This window comes from Catellatospora methionotrophica (assembly GCF_011297335.1).
GTDB classification, from domain to species: Bacteria; Actinomycetota; Actinomycetes; order Mycobacteriales; family Micromonosporaceae; genus Catellatospora; species Catellatospora methionotrophica.
In genome coordinates this window covers 42,301-61,060 of the sequence record NZ_JAAOTJ010000019.1, presented here as the reverse complement: position 1 = coordinate 61,060, position 18,760 = coordinate 42,301, and the positions used below count along the sequence as shown (strand labels likewise).

Annotated in this window: 18 protein-coding genes; 13 read left to right on the top strand and 5 right to left on the bottom strand. The window is 71.9% G+C overall.

What is annotated here, in order from left to right:
• Together aroB and aroQ are read left to right on the top strand one after the other, a co-directional pair.
• Positions 1-1,077 carry a 3-dehydroquinate synthase gene (gene aroB, locus HAV40_RS30650; protein WP_166387417.1) on the top strand — a complete coding sequence of 359 codons (1,077 nt, stop codon included), beginning with the start codon at positions 1-3 and terminating at the stop codon, positions 1,075-1,077.
• An 11-nt stretch (positions 1,078-1,088) separates the two neighbouring features.
• Positions 1,089-1,523: a type II 3-dehydroquinate dehydratase gene (aroQ, locus tag HAV40_RS30645; RefSeq protein ID WP_166387415.1), complete on the top strand. Its 435-nt coding sequence runs from the start codon at positions 1,089-1,091 to the stop codon at positions 1,521-1,523.
• Positions 1,524-1,545: 22 nt separating this feature from the next.
• On the opposite strand, the gene HAV40_RS30640 is transcribed toward aroQ, so the two are convergent.
• Both HAV40_RS30640 and HAV40_RS30635 read right to left on the bottom strand, forming a co-directional pair.
• The gene (locus HAV40_RS30640) at positions 1,546-2,181 is read right to left on the bottom strand and encodes a hypothetical protein (RefSeq protein ID WP_166387413.1); all 636 of its coding nucleotides are present in this window, start codon (positions 2,179-2,181) and stop codon (positions 1,546-1,548) included.
• Positions 2,182-2,203: 22 nt separating this feature from the next.
• Complete coding sequence (locus tag HAV40_RS30635) at positions 2,204-3,358, bottom strand: branched-chain amino acid ABC transporter substrate-binding protein (protein ID WP_239086854.1); 1,155 nt, start codon at positions 3,356-3,358, stop codon at positions 2,204-2,206.
• Positions 3,359-3,461: 103 nt separating this feature from the next.
• Here HAV40_RS30635 and HAV40_RS30630 point away from each other — a divergent pair, with 103 nt between their 5' ends.
• Positions 3,462-3,935, top strand: coding sequence for a hypothetical protein (locus tag HAV40_RS30630; protein WP_166387409.1), 474 nt, complete (start codon positions 3,462-3,464; stop codon positions 3,933-3,935).
• A gap of 14 nt (positions 3,936-3,949) precedes the next feature.
• Here HAV40_RS30630 and HAV40_RS30625 read toward each other — a convergent pair whose 3' ends face one another.
• Both HAV40_RS30625 and HAV40_RS30620 read right to left on the bottom strand, forming a co-directional pair.
• The gene (locus tag HAV40_RS30625) at positions 3,950-5,221 is read right to left on the bottom strand and encodes a sensor histidine kinase (RefSeq protein ID WP_166387407.1); all 1,272 of its coding nucleotides are present in this window, start codon (positions 5,219-5,221) and stop codon (positions 3,950-3,952) included.
• A gap of 25 nt (positions 5,222-5,246) precedes the next feature.
• Complete coding sequence (locus tag HAV40_RS30620; protein ID WP_239086853.1) at positions 5,247-5,900, bottom strand: response regulator transcription factor; 654 nt, start codon at positions 5,898-5,900, stop codon at positions 5,247-5,249.
• Positions 5,901-6,098: 198 nt separating this feature from the next.
• On the opposite strand from HAV40_RS30620, the gene efp reads away from it, so the two are divergent.
• Together efp and nusB are read left to right on the top strand one after the other, a co-directional pair.
• A complete protein-coding gene (gene efp / locus HAV40_RS30615) occupies positions 6,099-6,656 on the top strand; it encodes an elongation factor P (protein ID WP_166387403.1) in 558 nt (185 codons plus the stop codon).
• Between the two features lie 30 nt (positions 6,657-6,686).
• The gene (nusB, locus tag HAV40_RS30610) at positions 6,687-7,124 is read left to right on the top strand and encodes a transcription antitermination factor NusB (protein WP_166387401.1); all 438 of its coding nucleotides are present in this window, start codon (positions 6,687-6,689) and stop codon (positions 7,122-7,124) included.
• Positions 7,125-7,192: 68 nt separating this feature from the next.
• Here the strand turns inward: nusB and bldD are convergent, their stop codons facing one another.
• Positions 7,193-7,681: a transcriptional regulator BldD gene (gene bldD / locus HAV40_RS30605; RefSeq protein WP_120320100.1), complete on the bottom strand. Its 489-nt coding sequence runs from the start codon at positions 7,679-7,681 to the stop codon at positions 7,193-7,195.
• Between the two features lie 346 nt (positions 7,682-8,027).
• Here bldD and pyrR point away from each other — a divergent pair, with 346 nt between their 5' ends.
• The 8 genes from pyrR (at position 8,028) to pyrF (ending at position 18,669) form a co-directional block, all read left to right on the top strand.
• Positions 8,028-8,600: a bifunctional pyr operon transcriptional regulator/uracil phosphoribosyltransferase PyrR gene (pyrR, locus tag HAV40_RS30600; protein ID WP_203671792.1), complete on the top strand. Its 573-nt coding sequence runs from the start codon at positions 8,028-8,030 to the stop codon at positions 8,598-8,600.
• Positions 8,597-9,505, top strand: a complete 909-nt coding sequence (locus HAV40_RS30595; protein ID WP_166387397.1) for an aspartate carbamoyltransferase catalytic subunit — start codon at positions 8,597-8,599, stop codon at positions 9,503-9,505. The genes pyrR and HAV40_RS30595 overlap by 4 nt, the downstream gene beginning before the upstream one ends.
• A 44-nt stretch (positions 9,506-9,549) precedes the next feature.
• Positions 9,550-10,827: a dihydroorotase gene (locus tag HAV40_RS30590; protein ID WP_166387395.1), complete on the top strand. Its 1,278-nt coding sequence runs from the start codon at positions 9,550-9,552 to the stop codon at positions 10,825-10,827.
• Complete coding sequence (gene carA / locus HAV40_RS30585; RefSeq protein ID WP_166387393.1) at positions 10,824-11,960, top strand: glutamine-hydrolyzing carbamoyl-phosphate synthase small subunit; 1,137 nt, start codon at positions 10,824-10,826, stop codon at positions 11,958-11,960. Before HAV40_RS30590 ends, carA begins: the two co-directional genes overlap by 4 nt.
• A 1-nt stretch (position 11,961) precedes the next feature.
• Positions 11,962-15,318 (top strand): carbamoyl-phosphate synthase large subunit, encoded by a 3,357-nt coding sequence (carB, locus tag HAV40_RS30580; protein ID WP_166387391.1) that lies wholly within the window; start codon positions 11,962-11,964, stop codon positions 15,316-15,318.
• Entirely contained in the window at positions 15,315-16,358 is a 1,044-nt protein-coding gene (locus HAV40_RS30575) for a quinone-dependent dihydroorotate dehydrogenase (RefSeq protein WP_166387389.1), read from the top strand. Before carB ends, HAV40_RS30575 begins: the two co-directional genes overlap by 4 nt.
• 92 nt (positions 16,359-16,450) lie before the next feature.
• A complete protein-coding gene (locus tag HAV40_RS30570) occupies positions 16,451-17,749 on the top strand; it encodes an adenosylmethionine--8-amino-7-oxononanoate transaminase (protein WP_166387557.1) in 1,299 nt (432 codons plus the stop codon).
• 74 nt (positions 17,750-17,823) lie between these two features.
• Positions 17,824-18,669 (top strand): orotidine-5'-phosphate decarboxylase, encoded by an 846-nt coding sequence (gene pyrF, locus HAV40_RS30565; protein ID WP_166387387.1) that lies wholly within the window; start codon positions 17,824-17,826, stop codon positions 18,667-18,669.
• Positions 18,670-18,760: the final 91 nt, after the last annotated feature.

The window sequence follows — 18,760 nt, the reverse complement described above, 5'->3', positions numbered from 1 at the left end:
ATGCCGGAGCTGACGCGCATCCCGGTCGGCGGCGAGCAGCCGTACGACGTGTTCGTCGGCCCCGGCGTGCTCGCCGAGCTGCCCGCCCTGGTCAAGGGCGCGGATCGGGCCGCCGTGCTGTACGCGCCGCCGGTGCGCGCGTACGCCGAGCAGGCCGCCGCGTTTCTGGTCGACGGCGGTGTGCAGCCCGTGATGATCGAGGTGCCCGACGCCGAGGCCGGTAAGACGATCGGCGTCGCCGAGCGCTGCTGGGACGCCCTCGGCAAGGCCTCGTTCACGCGCAACGACGTCGTGGTCGGCGTCGGCGGCGGCGCGGTCACCGACCTGGCCGGTTTCGTCGCCGCGTGCTGGCTGCGCGGCGTGCGCTGGGTGCCGGTGTCGACCAGCATCAACGGCATGGTCGACGCGGCCGTCGGCGGCAAGACCGGGGTGAACACCGCCGCGGGCAAGAACCTGGTCGGCGCGTTCTACCCGCCCGCCGGGGTGCTCTGCGCCACCGAGGCGCTGGCCACCCTGCCGGCCGCGCAGCTGCTGGCCGGGATGGCCGAGGTGGTCAAGGGCGGCTTCATCGCCGACCCGGTGATCCTCGACCTGATCGAGGCCGACCCCCGGGCGGCCGTCGACCCGGCCGGGCCGGTGCTGCGCGAGCTGATCGAACGCAAGATCGCTGTGAAGGCGCACGTCGTCGGCGAGGACCTGCGCGAGTCCGGGCTGCGCGAGATCCTCAACTACGGCCACACGCTCGGCCACGCGATCGAGCGCCGGGAGGCCTACCGCTGGTCGCACGGGCACGCCGTCAGCGTCGGACTGGTGTACGCGGCCCGCCTGGGCGTGCTCACCGGCCGCCTCGACGCCGCCGCCGCCGACCGCCACGCCGCGATCCTGCGCTCGCTGGACCTGCCGGTGTCCTATCCCGCCGACGCCTGGGACGACCTGCGCGCCACCATGTCGGTGGACAAGAAGGCCCGCGGCCGCGCCCTGCGGTTCGTGCTGCTGGACGGCATCGCCCGGCCCGTCACGGTGCCGATCGACGACGAGGCGCTGCTCGCGCAGGCCTACCGGGACATCGCCTCCTGAAGGAGACCGTCATGAAGGTGTACGTGCTCAACGGCGTCAACCTCGGCCGGCTCGGCACCCGCCAGGTCGACGTGTACGGCGTCACCAGCTACGCCACGCTCGTCGAGCTGTGCGAGAAGACCGGCGCGCTGCTCGGCCTCGACGTCGAGTGCCGCCAGACCGACCTCGAAGGCGAGCTGGTCGGCTGGCTGCACCAGGCCGCCGACGAGCATGCCGCCGTGGTCCTCAACCCTGGCGCGTGGAGCCACTACTCCTACGCCGTACGCGACGCGTGCGCGATGCTCGACGGGCCCCTGATCGAGGTCCACATCTCCAACATCCACACCCGCGAGGAGTTCCGCCACCACTCGGTGATCTCCGCCGTGGCCACCGGCGTGATCGCCGGGCTGGGTGTGGACGGCTACCGCCTGGCCCTGGAACACCTCTTCCACCGCGTCACCGACTGACCGGGCAGCCTCGCGGCTGTGCTCAGCGCTGGCCGGTGGCTTCGGTGAGGAGTTGGTAGACCTGGGCGCGGCCGGTCAGGCGGACCGGGTGGCCGCCCTCGCGGGGGCGGTCGGCGATCGCGGGCATGTTCAGGCGGGCCGCCGCGGCGACCAGGGTCTGGGCGGCGGCGGGCGAGCTGGCCCGCACCGTGAGCTGGCCGGCGTGGGCGTCGACGCCGCCGGTCAGCATCGCCATACGCCACACGCCCAGGGCGGCCTGGCGCGACTCCGGCGCGGACAGCAGCTGGGTGCGGCTGCGCCAGGCTCCGGTCAGCGCGCGGGTGATCCGGTTGTACGCGCCCGCCGACACCTCCACCCGCAGTCCCTCGCGCTCGGTACGGACGACGTTCGCCCAGGTCAGGGTGGATAGCAGGCTGGCCAGCCGGGCAGCGGCGGCGGGGGAGGAGGTCTGCGCGATGGCGGTGGCCGCCGCGGGGCGGTGCCAGCCGGACGGCCGCAGCTCCTGCCAGCCGAAAGCCGCCTCCAGCAGGGGGAACGCGCCCAGCGGGGCTTGTGACAGGGCGCGGTCAAGCGGGGCCATCTCGGCCCGGGACGCGTCCGCGAGCGTGGTCGCGGCGGCGGCGAGCGGGGGGAGGTCCGTGAGCAGGGTCGCTGACATGGGACGGGCTCCTCTCAGGCGGTCAGGTGCGGGGGATCTCGCCGGCGGCGACGACGGCGCCGTCGGTCACGCGGTAGGCCCACACCACGATGGCGGAGTCCACGAGCTCACCCTGTGGGGTGAACTGCAGCCGGCCCGTGACGCCGTCGTGGGCGTACGCGTCGACGAAGGCCTCCATGTCGCGGCGGGTGGTGCGACCGGCTTCGAAACCGGCCAGGAAGATCGACGCGGCGTCGTACGCCTCGGCGCTGTATGTTCCGGCGTCCTTGCCGAACCCGGCGCGGTAGTGCACCGGGAAGTCTCGTGAGGCCCGCTCCGGGGGCAGGCACGCGCAGGTGATGACGGCTCCCTCGGCGGCCCGCACCCCGGCGGCGCGGACGAAGCCGGGGTCCTTGACCCCGTCGCCACCCACGAACGTGGCCCGCAGCCCCGCGTCGCGCATCGCCTTGAGCAGGGCCCCGGCGCTGGAGTAGTAGCCACCGTAGAAGACGACGTCGGCCCCGGCGGAACGGATCTGGCTGACCACCGAGGAGAAGTCGACCTGCCGCGGCGGCACGGCGGCGCGCTGCACCACCTTGCCCGACAGGGTCTCGGCGACCTCGTCGGCCAGGCCGCGGCCGTACGCCCCGGTGTCGTCGATGACGAACGCCTTGCTGGCGCGCAGCACCGTGTTGATGTAGCGGGCGGCAGCCGGTCCCTGCGCCGCGTCGTTGCCGAGCAGCCGGTGGAACGTGGACCAGCCCCGCTGGCTGAGGTTGGTGCGGGTCGCCGACGGGCTGATGATGGTGACCCGGCCCTGGTCGAACAGCGGCAGCGCGGCGGCGGACTCGCCGGAGAAGGCGGGGCCGACCACGCCCAGGATCGCGGGGTCGGCCACGATCTGCTGGGCCAGCGCGGTGGCCTGCTTGGGATCGCTCTGCGAGTCGAAGTCCTGCAGCGCCACCGGGCAGCCGGGATGCCGCACGTTGTACTGCTCGACGGCCAGCGCCGCGCCGGACCTGATGTTGGTGCCCAGGTCGGCCGACGCCCCGCTGAGCGGGCCGATGACGGCGATCTTCAGGCCGCAGACCGGCGTCGCGGGGGAGGCGGATTCGGGTGTCGCGTCGCAGCCGGACACGGGCGCGGCCAGTGCGAGCAGCACCAGCGCCGCCGTAAGCCGTGCGTGCGGCCCTCGCAACAGCCGACCTCCTCGACGTAGGGTGCGCCTATCCTGCCCGGATGAGCGTGAGGATTGCATGAGTAACCCGGTGGAAACGGCGCGGTCGGCCGCCCGTAGGCGGATGGCGGCCGTGTTTGTGCTGGTCGCGACCCTACTGGGTGGCTGCGGCGACGGCCAGGCGACCGTGCGGCCCTCCCTGCCGCCCGCCCCGGGCCGCCCCTCCGGGCTGCAGCCCGCGCTGTTCGGCATCAGCTCGGACACGCTCGGCTGGATAGTGATCGACGCGCAGGGTTACGTCCTCTACCGCAGCGAGCTCGACGGCAACCACCCGCCGCGTTCGGCCTGCACCGGCTCCTGCACCCAGGCCTGGCTGCCCGTCCCCGCCGCCGACCCGATCCGGGTCGAGGGCATCGACCGCCAGCTCATCGGCACGATGACCCGCCCCGACGGCACCCAGCAGCTCACCCTGGCCGGCTGGCCCCTCTACGGGTACGCCGGTGACCGCATGCCCGGCGACGCCAACGGCCACGGCCAGGACGGCCACTGGTACGCCGTCACCCCCATCGGCACCCGCGCCGGCCCCAGCCCCGCCTGACCCCGCGCCGCCGGTCAGGGGGCGGGGAGGGTGAGGGTGGCTTCGGTGCCGCCGCCTTCGGCGGGGCGCAGGGTGAGGGAGCCGTCGTGCAGGTCGGCTACCCAGTGGGCGATGGCCAGGCCGAGGCCGGTGCCGTTGGGGGAGCCGGGGCGGAAGCGCTCGGCGGTGTCGGCGGGCAGGTCGGCGCCGGGGCCGGGGCCCGCGTCGCGGACGGTGACCGCGCCGGGCACGACGGTCAGCGTGATGGTGGCGGGGGACTCGCCGTCGCGGCCGTGCTGCACCGCGTTGTGGATCAGGTTGCGCAGGGCGATGCGGACCAGTGTCGGGTCGCCGAGGGCGACGGCCGGGCGGGTGTACGCCGTCGCGGTGTGCGGCGGCTGGACCGTGTCGGCGAGCACCTCCTCGGCGAGCTGGTCCAGCCGGAAGCGCTGACGCTCCAGGTGGCGCAGCCCGGCGACCAGGCGGGCGCGGGTGAGCAGCGCGGCGACGGCGTCGGTCAGCCGGTCGGTGGCCGCGATGACCCGGCGCAGCGCGTCGGGCTGCCGGTCGGGCAGGCCCAGCGCCGACTCCGAGACCGCGCGGATCACCGTCAGCGGGGTGCGCAGCTCGTGTGCCGCGTCGGCGACGAAGCGCTCCTGCTGGGTGAGCGCGTCGGCGATGGGCTGGGTGCCCCGCCGGGCCAGCAGGTAGCCGCCCAGGCAGGTCATCACCGTGAACGCGGTGCCGCCGACGATGAGCGCGAGCGCGAGCCGCCGGTGGGCGGCCTGTCCGGGTCCGGGGTCGGCGACCGCGACCACGGTGCCCGCGATCGAGCCGGTGTCGGCGTGCCGGAACGGCACCGCGAGCAGGTGTACGACCTCGGACCGCTCGTCGCGGACCGCCTCGGTCAGCTCGTCGCCGACGGCGCGCACCTCGCGCGCGGGTCCGAGCAGTGTCGGCGGCGCGATCACGGACAGCCGCGCCGGGTGCGCGAACACCAGCGTGACGTCGGCCCGATCGGCCTCGTACACGTAGACCGCGGTCGACCCCTGCGCGATGGCGTTGTCGTAGAGCTTGTCCAGCAGCAGGGCGCCGGAGTCGTAGTAGAGCAGCGCGACCGCGGTGCCCGCGGTGCGGTGCAGGTCGGCGTTGACGGCCTCGGCCCGCTGGCGCTCGTCGACGACCAGTGCCACCGCGCCCATGCCCGCCAGCCCGATGATGTTGAGCGCCAGCAGCAGCGCCGTCAGCCGCATCCGCAGCCCCGCCAGCCGCTCGGCGGTCTGCAGCTGCCGCGTCTGCCGCCTCATCGCGCCACCGCGCCCCGCCTGCTCATCAGCGCCCGGCCAGATCGACGCGGTAGCCGGTGCCGCGCACGGTGGTGATCACGGGCGGGTCGCCGAGCTTGCGCCGGAGCTGGCCGACGACCACGTCCACGACGTTGGACGTGGGGTCGGCCTGCTCGTCCCAGCAGTGCTCGAACAGGTCGGCGCGGGTCACCACGGCGGGGCGGCGGACCAGGAGCATCTCCAGGACGGAGAACTCCTTCGGGGTGAGGGTGAGCAGGATGCCGTCGCGGCGTACCTCGCGGCGGGCGGTGTCGACCTCCACGTCGCCCGCGCGCATCACCGGCGGGAGCATGGTGCCGCGGCGGCGGCAGAGGGCGCGTACGCGCAGGACCAGTTCGGCGGCTACGAAGGGTTTGACGACGTAGTCGTCGGCGCCGGCCTCGAAACCGGCCACGCGGTCGGTGACGTCGTCGAGGGCGGTGAGCATGAGGGCGGGTACGCCGAGACCGGCCTCGCGGCGGCGGCGGAGCTGGCCGGCGGAGTCGCCCTCGGGCAGGATGCGGTCCAGGACCAGGCAGTCGTAGTCGTTGACGCTCATGCTGACGTCGGCCTGGCTCCAGTCGGCGGCCTGGTCGACGGCGAACCCGACCGAGCGCAGGGCGGTCACGACCACCCCGCGCACCTCAGGGTCATCCTCCACGACCAGCACCCGCACGGCGGCGAGGCTAGCAAGCAACCGGCTCGCGCGGCTAGCGCGGCCGCTCGGGACGGGTGTCCGCGACGGGTCATCGTCACACCGTGTCCCCGCCCACCCGCGCGGCCGGGGGCAGATCACGGGCCGGTAAAGTAGTCAGGTCTGTTCTTTGTCAAGTATCTGATCATGTACGGGAGCCTGGCTGTGGCTAGCACGAACGACCTCAAGAACGGCATGGTGCTCAACCTCGACAAGGAGCTCTGGGCCGTCGTCGAGTTCCAGCACGTGAAGCCCGGCAAGGGTCCGGCCTTCGTGCGCACGACCCTCAAGCACGTGCTCACGGGCAAGGTCGTCGACAAGACGTTCAACGCCGGCACCAAGGTCGAGACCGCGAACGTCGACAAGCGCACCATGCAGTACCTGTACGCCGACGGCGAGGACTTCGTCTTCATGGACCTGGACACCTACGAGCAGATCCACGTCAGCGGCGTGACGGTCGGCGACAACGTGAACTACCTCCTGCCCGAGGCCGAGGTCACCGTCGCCCAGCACGATGGCGTGCCGCTGTACGTCGAGCTGCCGACCAGCGTGATGGTCACGATCACCTACACCGAGCCGGGCCTGCAGGGCGACCGCTCGACCGGCGGCACCAAGCCGGCCACCATCGAGACCGGTGCGACCGTGCAGGTGCCGCTGTTCATCACCAACGGCGAGAAGATCAAGGTCGACACCCGCGACGGCCGTTACCTGGGCCGGTCCTGATGGGCTTCGCGCCCGTCCGGAGGACTGCTCGTGGCTGAGGGACCCAAGTCGCAGTCGCCCGCCCGCCGCAAGGCGCGCAAGCGGGCACTCGACGTGCTTTACGAGGCGGATCTGCGCGACCTGCCGGTGCGCACCGTGCTGGCGGCATACCTGGAGCGCATGGAACTGCCGCGCCCGGAGCACCTGCCGTACGCGGTCTCGCTGGCCGAGGGCGTCAACGAGCACCTGGACAACATCGACGAGACGATCGCCACCTTCGCCGAGGGCTGGACGATCGACCGGATGCCGGTGGTCGACCGCAACCTGGCCCGGATCGCGGTCTTCGAGCTGCTCTACGTGCCCGAGATCGACGACCCGGTGGCCATCACCGAGGCCGTCGAGCTGGCCAAGGAGCTGTCGACCGACGATTCGCCGCGCTTCCTCAACGGCCTGCTCGGCCGTATCGCGGACTACGCCCCGCGCCACTGAGGGTCAACACGAAAGCGGCCTTTCGCCCCTGCCGGGGTGAAAGGCCGCTTTCGTGGTACGCGAGAGTGTCAGCTCGCGAAGAACGCGCGCGGGTCGGCAACCAGCACACCGTGGTCGGCCAGCCGCTCGATCAGCTCGGTGGGGGTGCAGTCGTAGAACACCGCGAGCGCCTGCAGGTCGACGGCCCGGATGGAGAGCACCCGGCCGTTGTAGTCGCCGCGCTGCTGCTGGATGGCGCGCGCGTAGCGGGCGACCGAGGCCAGGTCCTCCTTGGCACCGTCGTACAGGCGCTCCAGGTCGAGGACGATCTTGCTCGTCGCCTCCTGGCGCGGGGCCGGGCCGTCGGGCAGGAGCTCGCCGACGGGCACGCGGTAGAAGTCGGCCAGCTCGGCCAGCCGGGACACCGTGACAGCACGGTCGCCGCGCTCGTACGAGCCGACGACGACAGCCTTCCAACGCCCGTTCGACTTCTCCTCCACGCCCTGCAGGGACAGGCCCTGCTGCTGGCGGATGGAGCGCAGTCGCGCACCGAGGGACTTGGCGTAATCAGACGGCATTCCGACACTCCCAGCTATATGCCGGGGCGGGTTCCCCGACGATCGCTACGCAGCGTGACGGTACGGCGCAGACGACACGCGGTCAAGTGCTCGTTGACCACAAGTTGAGACAACCTCATCCGAGTAGCTTGATCAACTGAACTGATCCGCCAGTGTCAACGGTATGACCTGCGGATTGACTCACCCCCGTGCGTATAGGCCGCTGTCACGCTGCTAAGTTTACTGATCAGATGGCGGCCGGCGACGGCGGCGATCATGACCTTGACATCCTTTAACGACCCGTCCGGTGAGGCGGGGAAGGAGGTCTGCCTTGGCGCGCCCAACGACCGACGAGTCGAACGCTCCAGTGCAGCAGCCGGCCGGGCCGGCTCCCACGAAGATCGTCATCTCCGCCGCGGACGTCTCCCGCGTGCTGGACCGCATCGCGCACCAGATCCTCGAGAAGACCTCCGGGGCCCGTGACGTGGTGCTGATGGGCATCGCCACCCGTGGCGTCCCGATCGCCCGCCGCCTCGCCGAGCGCATCCACGCCTTCGAGGGCGTACAGGTGCCGGTCGGCATCCTCGACATCACGCTCTACCGCGACGACCTGCGCAGCAGCTCCGTACGCGCGGTCGGGCGCACCGAGGAGCCCGCGGGCGGCGTCGACGGCCGCAAGGTCATCCTCGTCGACGACGTGCTCTTCTCCGGCCGCACCATCCGGGCCGCCCTGGACGCCCTGTCCGACCTCGGCCGCCCCGCGGCCGTGCAACTGGCCGTGCTGGTCGACCGGGGACACCGGCAGCTGCCGATCCGCGCCGACTACGTCGGCAAGAACATCCCCACCGCCCTGTCCGAGCAGGTCAAGGTGAAGCTGGTGGAGATCGACGGGAACGACGAGGTGGTCCTGGCCACCGGTGTGAAGGGCGGCACCCGATGAAGCACCTGCTGTCGACGGCCGACCTGGACGCGGCCACGGCGACCGAGATCCTCGACATCGCCACCGAGATGGCCAGCGTGTCGGGCCGGGAGATCAAGAAGCTGCCCACCCTGCGCGGGCGCACCGTGGTGAACCTCTTCTACGAGGACTCCACCCGGACCCGGATCTCGTTCGAGGCCGCCGCGAAGCGGCTGAGCGCCGACGTGATCAACTTCTCGGCCAAGGGCTCCAGCGTCGAGAAGGGCGAGAGCCTCAAGGACACCGCCTGGACGCTGCAGGCCATGGGCGCCGACGCGGTCGTCATCCGCCACCCCGCCTCCGGCGCGCCGCACCGGCTGGCCGACTGGGTCACCGGCAGCGTGCTCAACGCCGGGGACGGCACCCACGAGCACCCGACCCAGGCGCTGCTGGACGCGTACACGATCCGCTCCCGGATGGGCCGGATCGACGGCCTGCACGTGGTGATCGTCGGCGACGTGCTGCACAGCCGGGTGGCCCGCTCCAACGTGCTGCTGCTCAACACCCTGGGCGCGAAGGTGACCCTGGTCGGCCCGCCGACGCTGGTGCCCACCGACCTCAACGCCTCGGTCCAGGTCGCCTACGACCTCGACGCGGTGCTGCCGCAGGCCGACGTCGTGATGATGCTGCGGGTGCAGAAGGAGCGGATGACCGACTCCTACTTCCCCTCGGCGCGGGAGTACTCGCGCCGCTACGGCCTCGACGGGGCGCGGCTGCGCCGGATGCCCGCGCACGCGATCGTCATGCACCCCGGCCCGATGAACCGCGGCATGGAGATCACGCCCGAGGTGGCCGACTCGCCCCGCTCCACCATCGTCGAGCAGGTCACCAACGGCGTCTCGGTGCGCATGGCCTGCCTGTATCTCCTGCTCGGGGGCGCGCGATGACGCAGCCTCCCGCCAGCAGCCCGATGACCGTCCGGAGGACACCCGTGCCCGACATCCTGATCCGCAACGCCCGCGTGCTGGGCGGCGAGCCGACCGACCTGCTGCTGCGCGACGGCGTGATCGCCGAGATCGGCGCGGGCCTTTCCGCCGAGGGTGCGGAGGTCGTCGACGGCACCGGCCTGGTGGCCCTGCCCGGCCTGGTCGACCTGCACACCCACCTGCGCGAGCCCGGCCGCGAGGACGCCGAGACGGTCCACACCGGCTCGCGGGCCGCCGCGCTGGGCGGCTACACGGCGGTCTGCGCGATGGCGAACACCTCGCCGGTCGCCGACACCGCCGGCGTGGTCGAGCAGGTGTACCGGCTGGGCCAGGAGGCCGGGCTGGTCGACGTGCAGCCGATCGGCGCGGTCACCGTCGGGCTGGCCGGGGAGCGCCTGGCCGAGCTGGGCGCGATGGCCGACTCGGCCGCGCGGGTGCGGGTCTTCTCCGACGACGGCTTCTGCGTGGCCGACCCGCGGCTGATGCGCCGCGCGCTGGAGTACGTCAAGGCGTTCGACGGCGTCATCGCCCAGCACGCCGAGGAGCCCCGGCTCACCCAGGGCGCGCAGATGCACGAGGGCGACGTGTCGGCCCGGCTGGGCCTGACCGGCTGGCCCGCCGTCGCCGAGGAGTCGATCATCGCGCGGGACGTGCTGCTGGCCGGGCACGTGGGCGCGCGCCTGCACGTCTGCCACGTGTCCACCGCGGGCAGCGTCGAGATCATCCGGATGGCCAAGGCCCGGGGCGTACGCGTCACCGCCGAGGTCACCCCGCACCACCTGCTGCTCACCCACGCCAAGGCGGAGTCCTACGATCCCGTCTACAAGGTGAACCCGCCGCTGCGCACCGACGCCGACGTCGAGGCGCTGCGCGCGGGCCTGCGCGACGGCACCATCGACATCGTGGCCACCGACCACGCCCCGCACGCCGCGGAGGACAAGGAGTGCGAGTGGGCGTACGCCCGCCCCGGCATGCTCGGCCTGGAGACCGCGCTGCCGATCGTGCTCGACGTGCTGGGTGAGGACTGGCCGCTCATCGCCGAGCGCATGTCGTACGCCCCCGCCCGCATCGCGGGCCTGGACGGGCACGGCAACGCGCTGACCGCGGGCGCGCCCGCGAACCTGACCCTGGTCGACCCCACGGTGCGGTGGAGCGTCGACCCGACCGGGCTGGCCAGTCTCAGCCACAACACGCCGTACGCCGGGATGACCGTGCCCGGCCGGATCGTCGCCACCTTCCTGCGGGGCGTCCCGACGGTGCTCGACGGAAAGGTTCAGAAGTGACCGAAGCAATCTTGGTCCTGGAGGACGGCCGCACGTTCCGGGGCGAGGCCTACGGGGCGGTCGGCGAGACCTTCGGCGAGGCGGTCTTCACCACCGGCATGACCGGTTACCAGGAGACCCTCACCGACCCGTCGTACCACCGCCAGGTCGTGGTGCAGACCGCGCCGCACATCGGCAACACCGGCGTCAACGACGAGGACGACGAGTCCGACCGGATCTGGGTCGCGGGCTACGTCGTGCGCGACCCGGCCCGTACGCCGTCGAACTGGCGCTCGACGGAGGACCTGGGCACCCGGCTGGAGCGCTTCGGCGTGGTCGGCATCAGCGGCGTCGACACCCGCGCGCTGACCCGCCACCTGCGCGAGCGCGGCGCGATGCGGGTCGGTGTGTCCAGCGTCGAGACCGACCCGCAGGCGCTGCTGGCCCGGGTGCTGGAGCAGCCGCAGATGACCGGCGCGGACCTGTCCCTGCAGGTCTCCACCCCGGAGGCGTACACCGTCGACGCTGTCGGCGAGCACCGCTTCACCGTCGCGGCCCTGGACCTGGGCATCAAGCGCAACGTGCCCCGGCGGCTGGCCGCGCGCGGGGTGATGACGCATGTACTGCCCGCCAACTCGACGCTGGGCGACCTGCTGTCGGTCGGCGCGGACGCGGTGTTCTTCTCGCCCGGCCCCGGCGACCCGGCCACCGCCGACCACGCGGTGACGCTGGCGCAGGAGGTCATGAAGCGGAGCATGCCGCTGTTCGGCATCTGCTTCGGCAGCCAGATCCTGGGCCGCGCGCTCGGCTTCGGCACGTACAAGCTGGGTTATGGACACCGGGGCATCAACCAGCCGGTGATGGACCGCACCACCGGCAAGGTCGAGGTCACCTCGCACAACCACGGCTTCGCCGTCGACGCGCCGCGCGACGGCGTGGCCGACACGGCGTTCGGCAGGGTCGAGGTCTCGCACGTGTGCCTTAACGACAACGTGGTGGAGGGCCTGCGCGCGCTGGACGTGCCCGCCTTCACCGTGCAGTACCACCCGGAGGCGGCAGCGGGGCCGCACGACGCCGACTACCTGTTCGACCGGTTCGCCGAACTCGTGGAACGGCCCGGCATGGCCCGTGCGCGACTCAACGGAGGCAAGTGAGATGCCGAAGCGTACTGATCTCAAGCACGTCATGGTGATCGGCTCCGGGCCGATCGTCATCGGCCAGGCCTGCGAGTTCGACTACTCCGGCACCCAGGCCTGCCAGGTGCTGCGCAGCGAGGGCCTGCGGGTGAGCCTGGTCAACTCGAACCCGGCGACCATCATGACCGACCCCGAGTTCGCCGACGCCACCTACATCGAGCCGATCACGCCCGAGTTCGTGGAGAAGGTCATCGCGGCCGAGCGCCCCGACGCCCTGCTGCCGACCCTGGGCGGGCAGACCGCGCTGAACACCGCCGTCGCCCTGTGGGAGTCCGGGGTGCTGGAGAAGTACGGCGTGGAGCTGATCGGCGCCGACATCGAGGCGATCCGGCGCGGCGAGGACCGGCAGCTGTTCAAGGGGGTCGTGGCCAAGGCCGGGGCCCGGCTCGGGCTGACCGGTGACCTGGTGCCGCGCAGCCGGGTCTGCCACTCCATGGACGAGGTCCGCGACACCGTCGCCGAGCTCGGCCTGCCGGTCGTCATCCGGCCGTCGTTCACCATGGGCGGCCTCGGTTCCGGCATGGCGCACACCCCCGAGCAGCTCGACCTGATCGCGGGCAGCGGCCTGGCCGCCTCGCCGGTGACCGAGGTGCTGATCGAGGAGAGCGTGCTCGGCTGGAAGGAGTACGAGCTGGAGCTGATGCGCGACAAGCACGACAACGTCGTGGTCATCTGCTCGATCGAGAACATCGACCCGATGGGCGTGCACACCGGCGACTCGGTGACCGTGGCCCCCGCGATGACCCTGACCGACCGCGAGTACCAGGAGATGCGCGACCTGGGCATCGCGGTGCTGCGCGAGGTCGGCGTCGACACCGGCGGCTGCAACATCCAGTTCGCGATCAACCCGGCCGACGGCCGCATCGTGGTCATCGAGATGAACCCGCGAGTGTCGCGCTCGTCGGCGCTGGCGTCCAAGGCCACCGGCTTCCCGATCGCGAAGATCGCGGCGAAGCTGGCCATCGGGTACACCCTCGACGAGATCCCGAACGACATCACGCTCAAGACCCCGGCGGCGTTCGAGCCGACGCTCGACTACGTGGTCGTGAAGATCCCGCGCTTCGCGTTCGAGAAGTTCCCCGGCGCGGACCCGGAGCTGACCACAACCATGAAGTCGGTCGGCGAGGCGATGAGCCTGGGCCGCAACTTCTCCGAGGCGCTGAACAAGGCGATGCGCTCGATGGAGACCAAGGCCGCCGGTTTCTGGACCACCCCGGACCGCTTCGGCTCCGCCGAGGAGGCCCTCGAAGCGCTGCGCATCCCGCACGACGGCCGCCTGTACGCCGTCGAGGAGGCGCTGCGCCACGGCGCGACCGTCGCGCAGGTCACCGCGGCCTCGGGCGGCATCGACCCGTGGTTCGTGGACCAGATCCTGGGCCTGGTCGAGCTGCGTACGCAGATCCTCGACGCGCCCGTGGTCGACCTGCCGCTGCTGCGCAAGGCCAAGCGGGCGGGCCTGTCGGACCGGCAGCTCGCCGCGCTGCGCCCCGAGTTCGCGGGCGAGGACGGGGTGCGCACCCTGCGCCACCGCCTCGGCGTACGCCCGGTCTACAAGACCGTCGACACCTGCGCCGCCGAGTTCGCCGCCGCCACGCCGTACCACTACTCGTCCTATGACGAGGAGACCGAGGTCGCCCCGAGCGCCCGGCCCAAGGTGCTGATCCTGGGCTCCGGCCCGAACCGCATCGGGCAGGGCATCGAGTTCGACTACTCGTGCGTGCACGCGGTCATGGCGCTCAAGGGGCGCTACGAGACCGTCATGGTCAACTGCAACCCGGAGACGGTGTCCACCGACTACGACACCGCCGACCGGCTCTACTTCGAGCCGCTGACCTTCGAGGACGTCCTCGAAGTCGTGCACGTCGAGCACAGCACGGGCGTGGCCGCGGGCGGCCCCGGCGTCGTCGGCGTCATCGTGCAGCTCGGCGGGCAGACCCCGCTGGGCCTGGCGCAGCGGCTCAAGAACGCCGGGGTGCCGATCGTGGGCACCAGCCCCGAGTCGATCCACCTCGCCGAGGAGCGCGGCGCGTTCGGCCGGGTGCTGGCCGAGGCCGGGCTGCGGGCCCCCGCGCACGGCACCGCCATCTCGTACGAGGACGCCAAGCACATCGCCGACGAGGTCGGCTACCCGGTGCTGGTGCGGCCGTCGTACGTGCTCGGCGGGCGCGGCATGGAGATCGTCTACGACGACGCCACGCTGCGCGACTACATCACCCGCGCCACCGACATCTCGCCGGAGCACCCGGTGCTGGTGGACCGGTTCCTCGACGACGCCATCGAGATCGACGTCGACGCGCTCTGCGACGCCGACGGCACGGTCTACCTCGGCGGCGTGATGGAGCACATCGAGGAGGCCGGCATCCACTCCGGCGACTCGGCGTGCGCGCTGCCGCCGATCACCCTCGGCGGGCGGCACCTGGACGTGGTGCGCGAGTACACCGAGGCGATCGCCCGCGGCGTCGGCGTGCAGGGGCTGCTCAACGTGCAGTACGCCCTCAAGGACGACATGCTCTACGTGCTGGAGGCCAACCCGCGCGCCTCGCGCACCGTGCCGTTCGTCTCCAAGGCGACCGCGGTGCCGCTGGCCAAGGCGGCCGCCCGGATCATGCTCGGCGCGACGATCGCCGAGCTGCGCGCCGAGGGCATGCTGCTGGCGGCCGGTCCTGACGGTGCGCCGCGCGACGGCGGGCTGCTGCCGGAGAACTCGCCGGTCGCGGTCAAGGAGGCGGTGCTGCCGTTCAAGCGGTTCCGCACCCCGTCGGGCAAGGGCGTCGACACGCTGCTGTCGCCGGAGATGAAGTCGACCGGCGAGGTCATGGGCATCGACATGGCGTTCGGGCACTCGTTCGCCAAGTCCCAGGCCGCGGCGTACGGCATGCTGCCGACCAGCGGAAAGATCTTCGTCTCGGTGGCCAACCGCGACAAGCGGGGCATGATCTTCCCGATCAAGCGGCTGGCCGACCTGGGCTTCGAGATCGTCGCCACCATCGGCACCGGTGAGGTGCTGCGCCGCCACGGCATCGTCTGCGAGGTCGTCGGCAAGCACAGCGAGGACGCCGAGCGCGACGCGGTCAGCCTCATCGCGTCCGGCGAGGTGAAGATGGTCATCAACACCCCGCAGGGCTCCGGCGCCAAGGCCCGCTCCGACGGCTACGAGATCCGCTCCGCCGCCGTCGCCGCCGACATCCCGTGCTGCACCACGGTCCCCGGCGCGGCCGCGGCCGTCATGGGCATCGAGGCCCTGATCCGCGGCGACATGACCGTACGCCCCCTGCAGCACCTGCACGCCGTGATCCGCCCGGAGCTGTCGGCGTGACCCTGTTCGAGAAGGTCGTCCGCCCCCGGTTGTTCCGGATCGGGGGCGGCGACGCCGAGCACGCGCACGAGTGGACGCTGCGGCGGCTGGCCGGGATCTCCCGCCAGCCCGCCGTGCTGAACCTGCTCAAGCGGCGGTACGCGGTGGACCGGCCGGTGGACGTGTTCGGGGTGCGCTTCCCGAACGCGGTCGGGCTGGCGGCGGGCATGGACAAGAACGGGGTCGCGCTGCGCGCGTGGCCCGCGCTCGGGTTCGGCTTCGTCGAGGTCGGCACGGTGACCGCGCTGGCGCAGCCGGGCAACGACCGGCCGCGCCTGTTCCGGCTGCCTGACAGCGGGGCGATCGTCAACCGGATGGGCTTCAACAACGAGGGCGCGCACGCGCTGGCCTCCCGGCTGGCGGCGCTCGGCCCGCTGGGCGTGCCGCTGGGCATCTCGCTGGGCAAGTCCAAGGTGACCCCGCTGGAGGAGGCCGTAGCGGACTACCGGGCGTCATACGACGCGCTGCGGTCCCACGGCGACTACTTCGCGGTCAACGTGTCCTCGCCCAACACGCCGGGCCTGCGCAGCCTGCAGGACCGCGACCAGCTGGACGCGATCCTCGCCGCGCTGATCCCGGGGAAGTCGGACGCCGCAGGCGGCAGGCCGGTGCTCGTGAAGATCGCACCCGACCTGACCGAACACGCCATCGCCGAGCTGCTGGAAGTGTGCCTGGCACGCGGGGTGGCCGGTCTGATCGCGACGAACACGACGCTCAGCCGCGACGGCGTCGCCCCGGCCGACCAGGCTACGGCGGCGCAGGCGGGCGGGCTGTCCGGCGCGCCGCTGACCGAGCGGGCGCACAAGGTGGTGTCGTTCGTGCACGGCGAGACGAACGGCCGCCTGCCGATCGTCGGCGTGGGCGGCCTGATGAGCGCCGACGACGCGGCCCGGATGTTCGACGCGGGCGCGAGCCTGGTGCAGCTCTACACCGGATTCATCTACCACGGCCCGGCGCTGGTGCACGCCGCCGCGCGGCGGGCCCCGGAGGCCACACGGTGACCGACGAGGTCGAGAAGGGCACCTTCCGCCACGCAGACCGTGGTGAAGGTGCCCTTCCTTTCGCTGAACTGGTGGAACTCGACCGGGCGCACGTGGCAGACCGTGGTGAAGGTGCCCTTCCTTTCGCTGAACTGGTGGAACTCGACCGGGCGCACGTGTGGCACCCGTACGGGCCGATGCCGGGGCGAGCCGAGCCGCTCGTGGTGCGGAGCGCGCAAGGGGTCCGGCTGCGCCTGGCCGACGGGCGCGAGCTGATCGACGGCATGTCCAGCTGGTGGGCGGCGATCCACGGCTACCGGCACCCGGTGCTCGACGCCGCCGTCGCCGACCAGCTCGGGCGGATGAGTCACGTCATGTTCGGCGGGCTCACCCACGAACCGGCGGTGCGGCTGGCCAAGACGCTGGTCGACATCACCCCGGCCGGGCTGGAGCACGTGTTCCTGGCCGACTCCGGTTCGGTCAGCGTCGAGGTCGCGGTCAAGATGTGTCTGCAGTACCAGGTGTCGCGGGGCCGCCCGGCCAAGCGGCGGCTGGCGACGTGGCGCGGCGGCTACCACGGTGACACGTGGCAGCCGATGAGCGTGTGCGACCCCGAGGGCGGCATGCACTCCCTGTGGGGCGACGTGCTCCCCCGGCAGGTGTTCGTGGACACGCCCCCGTCCGGCTACGACGAGTCCTATGTGACCGTGCTCAAGGACGCGCTCGCGGCGCACGCGCACGAGCTGGCCGCGGTCATCGTCGAGCCGGTGGTGCAGGGCGCGGGCGGGATGCGCTTCCACGACCCGCGTTACCTGCGCGCGCTGCGGGACCTGTGCGACGAGTTCGACGTGCTGCTGGTGTTCGACGAGATCGCTACCGGCTTCGGGCGCACCGGGGAGTTGTTCGCCGCGGACCACGCCGGGGTGACACCCGATGTGATGTGCGTGGGCAAGGCGCTGACCGGCGGATATCTGACACTGGCCGCGGCACTGTGTACGGCCGAGGTGGCTCGGGGCATCTCGCAGGGCGCGGTGCCGGTGCTCGCGCACGGGCCGACGTTCATGGGCAACCCGCTGGCCTGTGCGGTCGCCAACGCCAGCATCGAGCTGCTGCTGTCGGGTGACTGGCGGGCGAACGTGCGCCGGATCGAGTCCGGACTGCGCGCGGGCCTGGCCCCGGTGCGCGAGCTGCCGGGCGTGGCCGACGTGCGGGTGCTGGGCGCGATCGGCGTGGTGCAGCTCGACCACGACGTTGACATGGCGGCCGCCACGGCCGCCGCGGTGGGACACGGCGTGTGGCTGCGCCCGTTCCGCGATCTGATCTACACGATGCCGCCGTTCGTCAGCTCCGATGAGGATGTGTCGGCCATCACGAAGGCGATGTACGCGGCCGCTGCTGCCTGTTCGTCCTGACGCGCCCGCCGGGACGGTCGCCGGACGCGACCGTACCGGCGCGGCGCGCACACCCGAGTGTGAGGAGAGATGTCATGGAGTCGTTCGGTGCGCGTTTCGCGCGGGCGGTCGACGAGCTCGGTCCGCTGTGTGTCGGGATCGACCCGCACAGCTCGCTGCTGCGGGCTTGGGGCCTGTCCGACGACGCGGAAGGGGTGGCCTCGTTCTGCCAGACGACGGTCGACGCGCTGGCCGGGAGGGTCGCTGTCGTCAAGCCGCAGTCGGCCTTTTTCGAGCGATTCGGGTCCCGTGGGGTGGAGATTCTTGAGTCAACTATCCGACAGTTTAGGCAGGCCGGAACCCTTGTGCTCCTCGATGTGAAACGCGGCGACATCGGCTCCACCGCCGCCGCCTATGCCGACGCATATCTGAACCCATCGAGACCCATGTATGTAGATGCGATCACCGCGAGTCCGTTTCTGGGTCTGGGATCGCTGTCGCCGATGTTCGACATGGCGGCTGAGCACGGCGGGGGCGTCTTCGTTCTGGCTCTCACGTCCAACCCGGAGGGTCCGGCCGTGCAACACGCTCGGGGTATCGACGGCCGTACCGTCGCGCAGACGATCATCGACGAGATTTCCCAGCTCAACAAGGGTGTCGAGCCGCTCGGCAGCCTCGGACTGGTGGTCGGGGCGACCATCGGCGAGACCGGTCACGACCTCTCCCAGGTGAACGGGCCGTTCCTCGTTCCGGGGCTCGGCGCGCAGGGCGGGACGCCAGACGATCTTCGGCGGATCTTCGCCGGGAACCTCGGCGCGGTGCTGCCCTCGTCGTCGCGCGAGGTGCTCGGTGCGGGCCCCGACGTGCAGTCGCTGCGGGACGCGGCATCTCGGACTCTCGATGCCTGCCGGGACGCATGGGGACGTCCGGGCCGGTCGTGACCTTTCCGTGATCATGCGCGGTGACGTTGCCGAAAACGCCGTCGACCGCTAGGTTTCCCCGCGCTGGGCTGATCTGCTCGCGTGGCCCACC

Coding starts and splice junctions, on each gene's coding strand:
- HAV40_RS30630 (WP_166387409.1), top strand. CDS start 3,462: ATGGCGGCCGTGTTTGTGCTGGTCGCGACCCTACTGGGTGGCTGCGGC.
- aroQ (WP_166387415.1), top strand. CDS start 1,089: ATGAAGGTGTACGTGCTCAACGGCGTCAACCTCGGCCGGCTCGGCACC.
- aroB (WP_166387417.1), top strand. CDS start 1: ATGCCGGAGCTGACGCGCATCCCGGTCGGCGGCGAGCAGCCGTACGAC.
- pyrF (WP_166387387.1), top strand. CDS start 17,824: ATGGAGTCGTTCGGTGCGCGTTTCGCGCGGGCGGTCGACGAGCTCGGT.
- bldD (WP_120320100.1), bottom strand. CDS start 7,681: ATGCCGTCTGATTACGCCAAGTCCCTCGGTGCGCGACTGCGCTCCATC.
- HAV40_RS30640 (WP_166387413.1), bottom strand. CDS start 2,181: ATGTCAGCGACCCTGCTCACGGACCTCCCCCCGCTCGCCGCCGCCGCG.
- HAV40_RS30595 (WP_166387397.1), top strand. CDS start 8,597: ATGAAGCACCTGCTGTCGACGGCCGACCTGGACGCGGCCACGGCGACC.
- carB (WP_166387391.1), top strand. CDS start 11,962: ATGCCGAAGCGTACTGATCTCAAGCACGTCATGGTGATCGGCTCCGGG.
- HAV40_RS30625 (WP_166387407.1), bottom strand. CDS start 5,221: ATGAGGCGGCAGACGCGGCAGCTGCAGACCGCCGAGCGGCTGGCGGGG.